Origin of the sequence: Pseudalkalibacillus hwajinpoensis (assembly GCF_015234585.1) — a bacterium.
Taxonomy (GTDB): domain Bacteria; phylum Bacillota; class Bacilli; order Bacillales; family Guptibacillaceae; genus Guptibacillus; species Guptibacillus hwajinpoensis_B.
Genome location: NZ_JADFCM010000001.1, coordinates 1,620,091 through 1,632,598, shown reverse-complemented (window position 1 = coordinate 1,632,598; position 12,508 = coordinate 1,620,091). Strand labels below are relative to the sequence as shown.

The window sequence follows — 12,508 nt, the reverse complement described above, 5'->3', positions numbered from 1 at the left end:
TAGCAATTTCATCCTTAATCTTAGTCATTAGCTCCGTTGCTTTATCTGCACCAATACTATCGCTCAATTTTGCAGTAGTGACAAGCTCTTCATTTGCTACTTGTTTTTGCTCCTCAGGTATCACTTCATCTGTGCTTAACTCATAAGCTTTGATTAAACCAGTTAATGCAGCCGTACCTGAAACCTCCATTGGTGCTGTCACATAAACATCAGCATCTTTTACTCCAGCTGTTATTAAAGCATTTGCGTACATTTCATCTGTTACCCAATTAATATTTTTTGTTTCAACGCTTAAACCAGCATCTTTTTCACCAATGGTTATGGAAGAAGAAGATAAGGCACGGGTACCGATCAGCGCTTTACTTATATAATTCCCAAGATATTTATGCTCTTCTTCATTTGATACCGTTACCGTCATTGCATTTTCCGGAGCTTCCATTTCATCAACTAGCTTCTGTTTTTGCTCTTCAGATAGATCTTCACCAAGTGTAACGATGACATCCCCGACGCTCGCATCCGCTTTTGCCACCATAGGAATAATAGACATCATTAACACCATCGACAATAAAAACGGCAATCCTTTTTTAAGCATGTTTTTGGTCTCCTTTTAACGTGAGGCTCTAATGAAGAGTAACTCAGTTAATCTCCCCATCTCTTAGTATTCTACTCGACACTCGATCGAAAGAAAAGATAATTCACTAGGAAATCTGTCATATCATGGAAGGACAAGCATATCGTAGTACAAAGGAAATCATTCTGAAGGAGTTGCGAGAGATGCGAAAACTATTGTTAAGTTCCCTATTTCTGCTTGTCCTTCATACAACTTATTATGATTTAACAACAGGAACTCTTACAAATAACAGAGCTATTTCAGAAGTATCAGAAGCAGTCGAAGTGGGTTCACCTGAAAAAAACTCTCCCTATGTGGTTTATAAAATAAATGCTGGCGATACTGTTCTTTCTTTAGTAGAAAAAGCGAACGGCTCAATACCGGTTCCGATTGAAACGGTCGTTCACGATTTTGAAACATTAAATAAAATTCATCCAACTCTTATACAAATCGGGGAAGAATATAGGATACCAACTTATGACCAAACATCTGCTCAATGATTATTTCTTGTCAATAGCTCTCTAAAGTTGCTACAATGGGATAGTATTACAGATGAGTCTTATTCCCTACAAGGGAGTATATAAAAGCGATCTAAATCATGAGGTAAGCAATCCTACATGTAAAAGGAGCGATTTTCGCATGAATGAAATTACCCACCGTAGTCAAACTAGACCTGTTAAAGTAGGTCCTTTAACAATAGGCGGTAACGATGAAGTTATTATTCAAAGTATGACAACAACCAAAACTCACGATGTGGAAGCAACAGTTGCTGAAATCAATCGTCTTGAAGAAGCTGGTTGTCAGATTGTACGAGTAGCTTGTCCAGATGACAGGGCAGCAGATGCAATCCCTGAAATCAAAAAGAGGATTAATATCCCTCTTGTCGTTGATATTCACTTTAATTATAAGCTAGCACTAAAAGCCATTGAAGGTGGAGCAGACAAGATACGTATTAACCCTGGTAATATTGGACGTCGCGAAAAAGTGGAAGCTGTCGTAAAAGCTGCCAAAGCAAAAGGCATTCCGATTCGCATTGGCGTTAATGCTGGTTCACTTGAGCGAAAAATCCTTGAAAAATACGGCTATCCTACAGCTGAGGGAATGCTAGAAAGTGCCCTCCACCATATCAAAATTCTTGAAGACCTTGATTTCTACGATATCATCGTCTCCATGAAAGCTTCCGATGTTAACCTTGCAACTGAAGCATATGAACTGGCAGCACGTTCTTTTAATTACCCACTGCATCTCGGAATTACAGAGTCAGGCACTCTATTTGCAGGTACAGTTAAAAGCGCAGCCGGTCTTGGTGTTATTCTTTCAAAAGGAATCGGAAATACGGCACGTATTTCTCTTAGTGCGGATCCGGTTGAAGAAGTAAAAGTAGCTAGAGAGCTTCTTAAATCATTTGGACTTGCAGCGAATGCAGCCACATTAATTTCTTGTCCAACTTGTGGTCGTATCGAAATTGACCTTATTTCAATTGCAAATGAAGTGGAAGAGTACATTTCAACAATCAAAGCACCTATTAAAGTAGCCGTGCTTGGATGTGCAGTGAATGGTCCAGGTGAAGCGCGTGAAGCTGATATCGGTATTGCAGGTGCACGTGGTGAAGGTCTCCTCTTCCGACATGGTGAAATTATCCGTAAAGTTCCTGAGGAAACCATGGTAGAAGAGTTGAAAAAAGAAGTCGACAAAATAGCAGAAGAACATTACAAGAAAATGGCAGAAGAAAAAGAGAAAGCTGAAGCTAACTCTTAATTCTTTTTCTTGATCAAAGAAGAAAAGCCAGGCACTTTTAAAGTGCCTGGCTTTTCTATTAAGGTTTTCAACTAAAAGAACGGTGCGAAGAATAAGCTGATGATCATTGAAGCGGCACCAACACCAATCGCCCATGATCCGAGCGTTGTTAGTCCCTTTCTCCTAGCAACAAATCCTACGACGATTCCCGCTGCTCCAAGAATGACGGGAAGTATGAACAAGGAAATAACCGATAAAGCAAGAGCAGCTACACCCACTCCCACTCCTGTTCGATCCTGTTCCTGTCTTTTAGCTTCAAAGTGTTCATGATGCTCCTCAGCAGTTGGACGTTCATTTTCAGGCGACTGTAAATAAGGACGGTCTAATACACCAGGGGCTACTTCAGCTGCAGCTTCCTCAAGATATTCCTCTTCCGATTCGCTGCGAACTTCGCGCTCCTCGATAAAGTCCAGATCGTCATCATGTCTGTCTTCTGTCATATACATCCCTCACTTTACCTTGTTGTGGAGCATGATTAGTATTTGTCAGTGAGTGTAAGAATATGTTCGTTCAATCAGTAAGATAATCCCAACTCCTTCTTATTGCCTTTCTTTTCTATGATATGATGAAAAGAGAGCAAATCAAAAAGGAGTTTTATTATGACGATCAAAAGACTCGGACTTGATATTGATGGCACTGTAACAAGTCCTAAAACCTTTCTTCCTTATTTAAATTCATCATTTAATAAACAATTATCATTACATGATATCACTCAGTACAATCTTGCTAACCTTCTCGGCATTCCTCAAAAAGAGTTTTTTGAGTGGTTAAAAACAAATGAAGAAAAAATTTACGCAAATGCCCTTATCGCGGATCAAGCTCATCCTATCCTAGAAGAATGGAAAGTGGATTATGAACTTTTCTACATTAGTGCAAGAGGGGATCATTTACTCAACACAACAAAAGACTGGTTTACATCAAATGCCGTCCCTTATCATCACATCGAACTTATTGGAAAACACGATAAAATTGATTCCATTAAAGAACATAGCGTTGACGTTTTTTTTGAGGATAAATACGATAATGCATGTGCGATTGCAGAGGAATGTGAGATCCCAGTGATCCTTTTTGACACTCCATACAACCAAGGAACAGTGCCTTCTAATGTATCTCGATTGGAAACCTGGCCAGAAGCTCAACAGTGGCTTAAACACCATAATAAAAGCGGAAGAGCATAATTATGCTCTTCCGCTTTTAGGCGTGCGCCTGACATGCACCACAGCGACCGTACACTTCAAATTTATGTCCTGTTACTTCAAACTCAGAGTCCCCTACTGGAATGTTCTCCATTGGACAGGATTCTATTTGGCGAGTTTTACCGCAATCCAGACAAATGAGATGATGATGATGCGTTTTCGTTGAACAGCTAAGACGATAGCGTTTTTCACCGTTCCATTCTGTCTCCTCTAATATCGTTAAATCCGCAAACAGAGTTAAGTTTCTGTAAATCGTATCAACACTCATTCCAGGATAGCTTTCTTGCATATGGTTCAGCACATCTCTTGCTGAAAGGTATCTCTTTTCTTTGGCGAAAAGAGTGACGAGATCCTCCCGTTTTTCAGTGTATTTATAACCTTCATCCTTTAAAATACGCAATGCTGTAGAGACATTCATATATCCACCTCATTATGTTAAGATTTCCACTGTTTTAATCTTTTGAATAGAAGAACGAACAACAAGATCAATGCTGATAGAATAACAATTGTTCCACCCGGGGCAATATCTAGATAATATGCCAGAACCAGTCCACCAAGCACCGCAACTTCTCCCAAAATAATGGAGTATGCGATTGTTTGCTTAAATCCTCTAGCTATTCGAATACTTGCAGCAACAGGAAGCGTCATAAGCGCCGAAACGAGTAGTACACCTACAATCTGCATCGAAACGGCAATCACGAACGCGACAAGTAAAATGAAAATGAAATGAATCCACTTTCCTCTAACGCCTGATACGATTGCTTGCTCTTCATCGAATGAGAGAAAAAATAGTTCTTTGTATAATAAAATCACAACAAGTACGACAATAATCGTTATCACTGCCACAGCCATTAAGTCACTTCGACTAATGGCAATGACGCTTCCGAATAAATAATTAAATAGATCAGAATTGAATCCATCTGCTAATGATAAGAATACGACCCCAAGTCCAATCCCCCCAGATAAAGTAATGGGGATCGCTAGCTCTTCAAAATGCTTGTACACTTTTCGCAGTTGCTCAATAAATAACGAACCCGCTGCTGAAAATCCCATTCCCATATAAACAGGATTAACGCCCTGCCAGAATGTAAAATACTTACCTAGAAGTAAACTAGCAGCTATTCCTGCCAAAGTAATATGTGATAAAGCATCCGCTATTAACGCCTGTCTTCTAACAACAATAAACACTCCAAGTAGCGGCGCAATAATTCCAATTAATATGCCAGCCAAAAAAGCGTTTTGCAAAAACTCAAATTTCCATAAAGCTTCTATCATTTTCTAAATGCCTCCGTGATCATGGTCGTGACTTAGAACGTGAACATGATGGCCATAAAATCCAGATAGTTCACGATCATTAAACTGTTCAAATTCATTTGTTTCACCATGAAAGTGAAGGGTTTTATTCAAACATGCCACGTGCGTTACTTTATCCGTAATCGTTCCGATATCATGTGTGACAAGAAGCAAGGTAATGCCATTCTCCTGATTAAGCTTACCAAGAAGTTCATAGAAATCACTCGTTGAATTAGCATCTACCCCCACCGTAGGTTCATCAAGAATAAGAATTTCTGGTTTACTGACAAGCGCTCTTGCAATAAACACTCTCTGCTGCTGTCCACCAGAAAGTTCTCCAATATTACTTGATGCATAATCACTCATTCCTACTTGTTTGAGGGCCTCCATAACTGCTTTTCGATGCGTTGCTTTCATAAATTTGAATAACCCAAGTTTACTCGCTAATCCCATTGAAACGACTTCAAATACAGAAGCAGGAAATCCTGAATTAAAACTATTTGCTTTCTGAGAGACATAACCGATTTTGCTCCACTCATGAAACTTATTCATCTTCTTGCCGAATATATTCACTTGTCCCTTTTGAGGCTTCAATAGTCCAAATATGATTTTAATTAAAGTTGATTTACCTGAACCATTCGGACCTACAAGTCCTACAAAGGCTCCACTAGGAATAGAAAAAGTAATGTCTTCAAGAACATATCCATCCCCATAATGAAAAGAGATATTCTGAAGATCAATGATATTTTGAGAAGTTGCCATAAATAAAACCTTCCATCTATAAGAATCATTACGATTTACATTATGTAGTATACCTTACATGATGAACATTTGTAAATTTCCTTGATGATATTCTATCTCAGATAACTTATTGTAGTCGCACCCCCCGTAATTTGATTGGTCATAAATCGGATAGGAAGTTCCTCAATAACATTAAATGGCCACAGCTTTCAGACTTGAAAGCTGTGGCCATCTTTACGCTTCTTCGGAGAAAGAAACGAAGGTGCTTTTAAGCTGTGTTTACATTTCATGAAGGCTAGCCATCTCCTGAATCTCTTCTGAATAGCTACTTTTCGGTGTTCCTTTTTCTGCTACATAAGCCTTCAATCCGCCGATGCCTCGGTTATAAGCTGTCAGAGCTTCATCCCAATTCTCATATTTTTCATAAAGATAATCAAGATAGGTGACGGAAAGTGTTATTGAAAAATAAGGGTCAAATAGCTTGTCCTCTGAATAATCAATCTCCGCCATATCGGCAATCCATGGAGCCGTATTTGTCATGAATTGAGCCATCCCATAAGCATGCCCATACTTTGTTTTTGGCCCAATGAGTTCAGGGTCAAACGTATTTCCTGTCTCAACTTTCAGAAGCTCATAAACGATTGTAGGATCAATATCTTCTTTCATAGCCTGATACGTTAAGAACAATCCCCACTTCTTACTAAACTTCCCCTCACTATCTTGATAGAACTGTTCAGAGTAAGCTTTTGCCTGCTTCCACTCTTCTACACTTACTGAGTTTGGGTCAAGTGAGTAACCCGTTTCTTTTTCTAATTTACTAATAGCTGTCTGTGTTTTCATCTGATCATTCTGGGATGATTTCTGATCCAATTCACCGACAGTTGTTTCAGCATCGGCCACCTGCTCATTAAATAGATGAGATTGTACAAGGACTAGTGCTAGAACAAGTGTTAGAACAATTACAGTGATCATAGACAGAGGTTTTTTGATGTTGTTTTGAATAAAATTAATAGTGTTGCACTCCTTTTCAACTGGTATTAATAAAGCTGAAGAGCACCAGTTAAGGTAATACCCTATCATCTTTTTCTCAAACCTTTCTACTATTTTGCTCATAAATCATTACAATTCCATAAGAAAAAAGACCCCTGGTATAGGAAGTCTAATGAATTGGAGATTTGAATTTCGCCCCTCTTGTTTCTTGAGTATTCATAATTGTAATAAATGCATGAGGGTCAATGTCGTAAATCACACTTTTTAGTTTCGTTACCTCTAACCTTGTTATAACTACATATATAACTTCTTTCTCCTCGTCAGTATAACCACCTTTACCAATGAGTTTTGTCGTTCCTCTACCAAGTCGATCTAAAATAGCATTCGAAATTTCCTCGTATAAATCCGAGACAATCAATACAGCTTTCGTTTCATCAAGACCTTGAATCACCGTATCAATTGTCTTAAAAGCGATATAATACGCCATTACAGAATACATCGCATTCTCCCAACTGAAAACAAATCCAGCCCACGTAAAAATAAATATGTTTGTAAACATAACAAACTCGCCAATTGAAAAAGGAATTTTTTTCGTTAACAAAATCCCTAATATTTCAGTTCCATCCATTGAACCGCCATGTCTAATCACCAATCCAACGCCTAGTCCTAATGTCAATCCGCCGAAAACCGTACCAAGAATAGGTTCCGTTGTAAATGGATCTGTATGGTGAAGAAAGGTTTCAAATGTAGCAAGCCCGATAATCCCGAATAATGTTGAAAAGGCAAACGTCTTACCAATTTGCTTATAACCATAATACATAAATGGAAGATTTAACACGACAACCAGAATAGCAAAATTAAATGCTGTGAGGTGATCTAAAATAAGGGATATCCCTATAATTCCACCGTCAATCAACTGATTTGGAACTAAAAATAATTCAATGGCTGCGGCAGCGAGAAAAGCGCCAATCATAATCATAAAAAGTCTATAAATTAAATGCGTTTTACTTTCTTTCCTATGCTGTTTTTTCTCCATGGGACCCTCCAAAGTATGTCTCTTATTTCTTTGAAGCCTATTTTAATGAGCATGATTGTCTATTGGCTCATTCACGACATGTCATGAGTCAAAAGTCAAGAAAACGATAAAAAAATAACCTGATCCTAAAAGTTTAGAATGTTCTATTAGCGAACACCATCGTGAACTGTGTGCATAGTATGAGATAGGCAAAGGGGGCATCGTGATGAATCCAATACAGCTTCAACTTGTAAATTTCAAATTGAATCGTATTACAACAGAGGAATTGCTTCAACTATCTAACCAATATGGTATTACACTTTCAGCAACAGATGCAAAGAAAATTGTGCAAATTTTAAAACAAGAAAATATTGATATTGCTAACCAAACGCAACGAAAACGTATATTAATGAAAATTAGTCGTGAAGTTAGTCCTTCGGTTGCGTCACGCGTAAACAAGTTAATTCTCTCTTTTCTTACCCAATAACAAAAAACCGCTTAAGCGGTTTTTTGTTAGACAGACATTAGTTTACTTTTTAAATCTTCATCAAACTTTTGATTTCGAAGCATTTCAATCTCTAATTTATAAGGCGCCTTCTTATTTTTTTTGTCTTCTCCTACATAAGGCGTTTCTAAGATCTTCGGAACATCCTTCAATTGAGGATGATGAATCACTTTATTAAGTGCATCAAAGCCAATGTGACCAAACCCAATATTTTCATGACGGTCTTTAGACGCACCACGCTCATTTTTACTATCATTCACGTGAAGCACCTTTAACCGATCCACTCCGATCATTCGGTCGAATTCATTTAGAACTCCGTCAAAGTCATGAACAATATCATAACCTGCATCGTGCGTATGGCAAGTATCAAAACAAACGGATAACTTTTCATTATGTGTAACACCATCAATGATTTGAGCTAGTTCTTCGAAGCTCCTTCCGCACTCAGAACCCTTACCGGCCATTGTTTCAAGAGCGATTTGAACTTCTTGATCGGCTGTTAGCACCTCATTTAATCCTTCGATAATTTTCTGAATTCCTTTATCTGCCCCAGCACCTACATGAGCACCAGGGTGGAGCACGATTTGGCGAGCACCAAGAGCATGTGTACGCTCTATTTCAGATCTGAGAAAATCGACTCCGAGCTGAAAGGTTTCAGGTTTTGTAGTGTTTCCGATATTAATAATGTATGGCGCATGGACAACGATGTCACTGATACCATGCTCTTTCATATGGGCCGAACCTTTATCAATATTAAGCTTTTCAATCGCTTTACGCCTCGTATTCTGAGGTGCACCCGTGTAAATCATAAAAGTTGTAGCGCCATATGAAACAGCTTCTTCGCTTGCTCCGAGAAGCATTTTATCACCGCTCATTGAAACGTGTGAGCCTATTTTCAACATTATCTTCAATCCTTTCCTTTTCACTTCATCATTTTATTATATCTTTTTGCTAACCTGCCATCTAATCATGTCGATTGAAAAAGTATACTTAACACATGCTCTCTCATATGATTAAGCAGACAAAAACCCTCTGTCATAAGAGGGTTTTGAATTATTTCCGACCGCGCTTTTGCTGAATACGATCTCTTTCCTGCTGCATTTTCTTTTTATAGCCTGGCTTTACTTTCTTAGGCTTAGGTACAAAAACCTCAGGTTTTGATGAGGTAGGCTTTTTTCTTGGAGTTACGGGCTTCGCTTCTACCCACTCACCATTTTTAATTTCTTTGTATTCGATGCTAATGCCTTTTGAAGAAAGCTTTTGTATAGCTTGTTGATCAGATGGTTCTGCCAGTGTATAAGCTATTCCATCGTGACCCGCTCTTGCTGTACGTCCTACTCGGTGAATATAGAAATCAAGATCTTTTGGTAGTTCGAAGTTAATCACGTGTGAAACGCCCTTAATGTCGATCCCTCTTGAAGCAAGGTCAGTTGCGACTACATACTGACATTCAGCTTCCTGGATTTTCTTCATGATTTGTTTACGCTGACGTGCTTGAACACCACCATGAAGTCTTTCAACGTTATGGCCATTTTCAATAAGGAAGTCAGCCACTTCATCTGCCGTTTGTTTAGTGTTAGTAAAGACAAGAGCAAGATAAGGATTAATTGCCTTAGTCACATTCAAAAGTAGCTCTTTCTTCTCCTTATATCGCGCAGGAATAAAAATGTTCTCTACTTTATCAGCCGTCACTTGTTCTGCATTCACTTCTACAAATTTAGGATTGTCCATGTACTTTTTCAAAAATGGCTGCAAGCTCTTTGGAATAGTTGCAGAGAACACAAGCATTTGTAATTGTTTAGCCATTCGAGATGCGATATAGTCTACATCTTCAATGAATCCCATGTCCAACATTTGGTCCGCTTCATCAACAACAAGCATCGTTGCAGGAAAAACGCTTAGCGCCTGCTCTTCGACAAGATCCTTAATACGCCCCGGAGTTCCAATGACAATATGAGGTGTGTTTTTCATACGACTAATCATACGTTTACGATCAGTTCCACCTACAGCCTTTTTAATAGAAATTGCCTCTTCTTCAGGAAGCGTAGAGATCAATTTTAACGATTCGTTGTAAATTTGATCGGCCAATTCTCTCGTAGGCGCTGTAATAACAGCCTGACATTCATTTAATCCACTATCAATTCGATGAATAAGTGGGAGTAAGAAAGCAAGCGTTTTGCCTGATCCTGTTTGCGATTGTCCGATCGCACTGTCACCATTGCGTATCGCTGGGACCAGTCTCTCCTGTATTTCGGTTGGTCTGTTGAATTTCTGAGCTTCTAGAGCATCAACTAAAAAAGGCTTAAGCCCTAATCTATCAAAGTGTTTCATTATTATTGTTCCTCCATCCATTAATCCAACTTGTATTATAGAACATTTTTGCTCAAAGCGCCATACGTTAAGGAAAGAGCGATCATCTTATTTATTTTAGAAAGCCATAAATTCGGTGAAAGTGATCGTTTTTCAATTTCGCAACACGTTTACAATAGTCACCGAACAAGAACAACAGAAAACTTTAAGGTTGAATCGTAGAACACCATTATAATAAGTAAAGCGATTCCCTAACTAATTTCACTTCATAAAACTTCTCATTACTTGTATTGCCCATTAATCTCTATTCTCACACCTTCTATTTTTGCGGCATACCTTATTAATACCAAGAGCTTATTATGGTCAAGTTATCATAAGGAGGGTAAGACATGAATCAATTTCCTCCCTCCCCTCAAAGTGGTCCGGGTCCAGGTATGGGCTTTCCATTTTCCGGAGGAGGGTTTCAAGGTCCTGGGCCAGGATTTACACAGCCTCAGCAAACAGGAGGTGGCGGCGGTCTGCTATCCAGGTTTTTAGGAGGAGGCGCTCCTCAAGGAAGTCAGGGACTCCCGACTCCTCCAGGAGCATTTCCAGCCATGCAACGAGGTACCATCCCAGGTTTACCCCAACAAGCCGGCATGCTCTCTAGAATCCTTCCGGGTGCCGGACAGGGTGGCATGGATATGATGGGAATGATCCAAAATGTTCAAAAAGTGATGCAGGCTGCTGATACAATTAAACCAATGGTGCAACAATACGGTCCAATGGTTAAGCAGCTCCCAGAAATGATTGCTTTGTTTAAGGAATATCAGAAGTCTTCAGGGTCAAGTGAAGAGGATGAAACAGTGGATGAAGTCGAAGCAAAACCGAAAAAGCAGAAAAAAACTCCAAAGAAAAAAACAACTAAGAAGCCCACAGGGGTAAAAGCCAAGAAAAAAACAAAAACGACAAGCTCAAATGAAATCAGTATCAAGTCTAAGCCGAAACTCTATGTATGAACATCGTGATTCATTGAGTTATCTCGGAATCTCCTTTATAATTAAGTAAGATCAGTTATACAACAATCCGTATTTGGGTTGAGGAGGTACTCGATGAAAGTAACTAAAATTTCGCCAAGAGGTTATTGCTATGGTGTTGTCGATGCTATGGTAATTGCACGAAATGCTGCATTAGATAAAACATTACCGCGCCCGATCTTTATTCTCGGGATGATCGTTCATAATAAACACGTGACAGATGCATTTGAAGATGATGGTATCATTACACTTGATGGACCAAATCGGATGGAAATTCTCGAAAAAGTAGAATCAGGAACTGTCATTTTCACTGCTCATGGTGTTTCACCTCAGGTTCGAGAGCTAGCGGAGAAAAAGGGCCTTACTGTACTTGACGCTACCTGTCCAGATGTAACAGTGACACATGATTTAATTCGCGAAAAACAAAAAGAGGGCTATCACGTCATTTATATTGGCAAAAAAGGCCATCCTGAGCCTGAAGGTGCGATGGGGATTGCTCCTGACATTGTGCATCTTGTTGAAAAGCCTGAAGAAGTTGATGAACTTGAAATCGATTGTGATAACATCATTATTACAAATCAGACGACCATGAGTCAGTGGGACGTTCAAGAAATTATGGAAAAAGCAATGGAACGTTATCCACATGCGGTTATTCATAATGAAATTTGTAATGCCACTCAAGTTCGTCAGGAAGCCGTAGCCCAACAAGCAGGTGATACTGACTTAGTTCTTGTAGTTGGAGATCCTAAGAGTAACAACTCTAATAGACTTGCCCAAGTTTCCATTGAAGTTGCTGGCACACCAGCCTATCGGATTGCGGATATTTCTGAATTAAAGCTTGAATGGCTTGAAGGTGTTGAAACAGTTGGAGTAACTGCAGGTGCTTCTACACCAACTCCGATTACAAAAGAAGTGATACGTTTTCTTGATCAATATGATCCTGACAACGAAGAAACGTGGACTCGTGAGCTAAGCGTTCCTTCTTCTAAAATTCTCCCTAAAGTGAAAGTGAAAAAATAACAAAAATCCCGCCTA

General features: G+C 39.1%; 15 protein-coding genes. 6 read left to right on the top strand and 9 right to left on the bottom strand.

What is annotated here, in order from left to right; all coding sequences use genetic code 11:
* On the bottom strand, positions 1-559 hold a 559-nt coding region (locus IQ283_RS07925), incomplete at its 3' end, for a DUF1002 domain-containing protein (RefSeq protein ID WP_408962579.1).
* Positions 560-774: 215 nt separating this feature from the next.
* On the opposite strand from IQ283_RS07925, the gene IQ283_RS07920 reads away from it, so the two are divergent.
* Together IQ283_RS07920 and ispG are read left to right on the top strand one after the other, a co-directional pair.
* Entirely contained in the window at positions 775-1,110 is a 336-nt protein-coding gene (locus IQ283_RS07920) for a hypothetical protein (protein ID WP_194219538.1), read from the top strand.
* A gap of 139 nt (positions 1,111-1,249) precedes the next feature.
* A complete protein-coding gene (ispG, locus tag IQ283_RS07915) occupies positions 1,250-2,368 on the top strand; it encodes a flavodoxin-dependent (E)-4-hydroxy-3-methylbut-2-enyl-diphosphate synthase (RefSeq protein WP_194219537.1) in 1,119 nt (372 codons plus the stop codon).
* A gap of 71 nt (positions 2,369-2,439) precedes the next feature.
* Here the strand turns inward: ispG and IQ283_RS07910 are convergent, their stop codons facing one another.
* A complete protein-coding gene (locus IQ283_RS07910) occupies positions 2,440-2,847 on the bottom strand; it encodes a hypothetical protein (RefSeq protein ID WP_226614328.1) in 408 nt (135 codons plus the stop codon).
* A 159-nt stretch (positions 2,848-3,006) separates the two neighbouring features.
* Here IQ283_RS07910 and IQ283_RS07905 point away from each other — a divergent pair, with 159 nt between their 5' ends.
* Positions 3,007-3,585 (top strand): hypothetical protein, encoded by a 579-nt coding sequence (locus tag IQ283_RS07905; protein ID WP_194219536.1) that lies wholly within the window; start codon positions 3,007-3,009, stop codon positions 3,583-3,585.
* A gap of 16 nt (positions 3,586-3,601) precedes the next feature.
* On the opposite strand, the gene IQ283_RS07900 is transcribed toward IQ283_RS07905, so the two are convergent.
* The 5 genes from IQ283_RS07900 to IQ283_RS07880 form a co-directional block, all read right to left on the bottom strand.
* A complete protein-coding gene (locus IQ283_RS07900) occupies positions 3,602-4,021 on the bottom strand; it encodes a Fur family transcriptional regulator (protein ID WP_194219535.1) in 420 nt (139 codons plus the stop codon).
* Positions 4,022-4,038: 17 nt separating this feature from the next.
* Positions 4,039-4,878 (bottom strand): metal ABC transporter permease, encoded by an 840-nt coding sequence (locus IQ283_RS07895; RefSeq protein ID WP_194219534.1) that lies wholly within the window; start codon positions 4,876-4,878, stop codon positions 4,039-4,041.
* Between the two features lie 3 nt (positions 4,879-4,881).
* A complete protein-coding gene (locus IQ283_RS07890; RefSeq protein ID WP_194219533.1) occupies positions 4,882-5,658 on the bottom strand; it encodes a metal ABC transporter ATP-binding protein in 777 nt (258 codons plus the stop codon).
* Between the two features lie 258 nt (positions 5,659-5,916).
* On the bottom strand, positions 5,917-6,717 hold the full coding sequence (locus IQ283_RS07885) for a lytic transglycosylase domain-containing protein (protein ID WP_242057268.1): 801 nt from the start codon (positions 6,715-6,717) through the stop codon (positions 5,917-5,919).
* 79 nt (positions 6,718-6,796) lie between these two features.
* Positions 6,797-7,663, bottom strand: a complete 867-nt coding sequence (locus IQ283_RS07880) for a YitT family protein (protein ID WP_194219532.1) — start codon at positions 7,661-7,663, stop codon at positions 6,797-6,799.
* Positions 7,664-7,868: 205 nt separating this feature from the next.
* On the opposite strand from IQ283_RS07880, the gene IQ283_RS07875 reads away from it, so the two are divergent.
* Positions 7,869-8,129 carry a DUF2624 family protein gene (locus IQ283_RS07875; protein ID WP_194219531.1) on the top strand — a complete coding sequence of 87 codons (261 nt, stop codon included), beginning with the start codon at positions 7,869-7,871 and terminating at the stop codon, positions 8,127-8,129.
* 26 nt (positions 8,130-8,155) lie between these two features.
* Here IQ283_RS07875 and IQ283_RS07870 read toward each other — a convergent pair whose 3' ends face one another.
* Positions 8,156-9,049, bottom strand: a complete 894-nt coding sequence (locus IQ283_RS07870; protein WP_194219530.1) for a deoxyribonuclease IV — start codon at positions 9,047-9,049, stop codon at positions 8,156-8,158.
* A gap of 151 nt (positions 9,050-9,200) precedes the next feature.
* Positions 9,201-10,478, bottom strand: a complete 1,278-nt coding sequence (locus IQ283_RS07865) for a DEAD/DEAH box helicase (RefSeq protein ID WP_194219529.1) — start codon at positions 10,476-10,478, stop codon at positions 9,201-9,203.
* Positions 10,479-10,846: 368 nt separating this feature from the next.
* Between IQ283_RS07865 and vrrA the strand changes: the two genes are divergently transcribed.
* Together vrrA and IQ283_RS07855 are read left to right on the top strand one after the other, a co-directional pair.
* Positions 10,847-11,455 (top strand): VrrA/YqfQ family protein, encoded by a 609-nt coding sequence (gene vrrA, locus IQ283_RS07860; protein ID WP_194219528.1) that lies wholly within the window; start codon positions 10,847-10,849, stop codon positions 11,453-11,455.
* 93 nt (positions 11,456-11,548) lie between these two features.
* On the top strand, positions 11,549-12,493 hold the full coding sequence (locus IQ283_RS07855) for a 4-hydroxy-3-methylbut-2-enyl diphosphate reductase (RefSeq protein ID WP_194219527.1): 945 nt from the start codon (positions 11,549-11,551) through the stop codon (positions 12,491-12,493).
* The last annotated feature ends 15 nt before the right edge of the window (positions 12,494-12,508 follow it).

Bases quoted from the DNA above. Each gene is read 5' to 3' on its own strand.
- IQ283_RS07920 (WP_194219538.1), top strand. From the start codon at position 775: ATGCGAAAACTATTGTTAAGTTCCCTATTTCTGCTTGTCCTTCATACA.
- ispG (WP_194219537.1), top strand. From the start codon at position 1,250: ATGAATGAAATTACCCACCGTAGTCAAACTAGACCTGTTAAAGTAGGT.
- IQ283_RS07910 (WP_226614328.1), bottom strand. From the start codon at position 2,847: ATGACAGAAGACAGACATGATGACGATCTGGACTTTATCGAGGAGCGC.
- IQ283_RS07905 (WP_194219536.1), top strand. From the start codon at position 3,007: ATGACGATCAAAAGACTCGGACTTGATATTGATGGCACTGTAACAAGT.
- IQ283_RS07900 (WP_194219535.1), bottom strand. From the start codon at position 4,021: ATGAATGTCTCTACAGCATTGCGTATTTTAAAGGATGAAGGTTATAAA.
- IQ283_RS07895 (WP_194219534.1), bottom strand. From the start codon at position 4,878: ATGATAGAAGCTTTATGGAAATTTGAGTTTTTGCAAAACGCTTTTTTG.
- IQ283_RS07890 (WP_194219533.1), bottom strand. From the start codon at position 5,658: ATGGCAACTTCTCAAAATATCATTGATCTTCAGAATATCTCTTTTCAT.
- IQ283_RS07885 (WP_242057268.1), bottom strand. From the start codon at position 6,717: ATGATAGGGTATTACCTTAACTGGTGCTCTTCAGCTTTATTAATACCA.
- IQ283_RS07880 (WP_194219532.1), bottom strand. From the start codon at position 7,663: ATGGAGAAAAAACAGCATAGGAAAGAAAGTAAAACGCATTTAATTTAT.
- IQ283_RS07875 (WP_194219531.1), top strand. From the start codon at position 7,869: ATGAATCCAATACAGCTTCAACTTGTAAATTTCAAATTGAATCGTATT.
- IQ283_RS07870 (WP_194219530.1), bottom strand. From the start codon at position 9,049: ATGTTGAAAATAGGCTCACACGTTTCAATGAGCGGTGATAAAATGCTT.
- IQ283_RS07865 (WP_194219529.1), bottom strand. From the start codon at position 10,478: ATGAAACACTTTGATAGATTAGGGCTTAAGCCTTTTTTAGTTGATGCT.
- vrrA (WP_194219528.1), top strand. From the start codon at position 10,847: ATGAATCAATTTCCTCCCTCCCCTCAAAGTGGTCCGGGTCCAGGTATG.
- IQ283_RS07855 (WP_194219527.1), top strand. From the start codon at position 11,549: ATGAAAGTAACTAAAATTTCGCCAAGAGGTTATTGCTATGGTGTTGTC.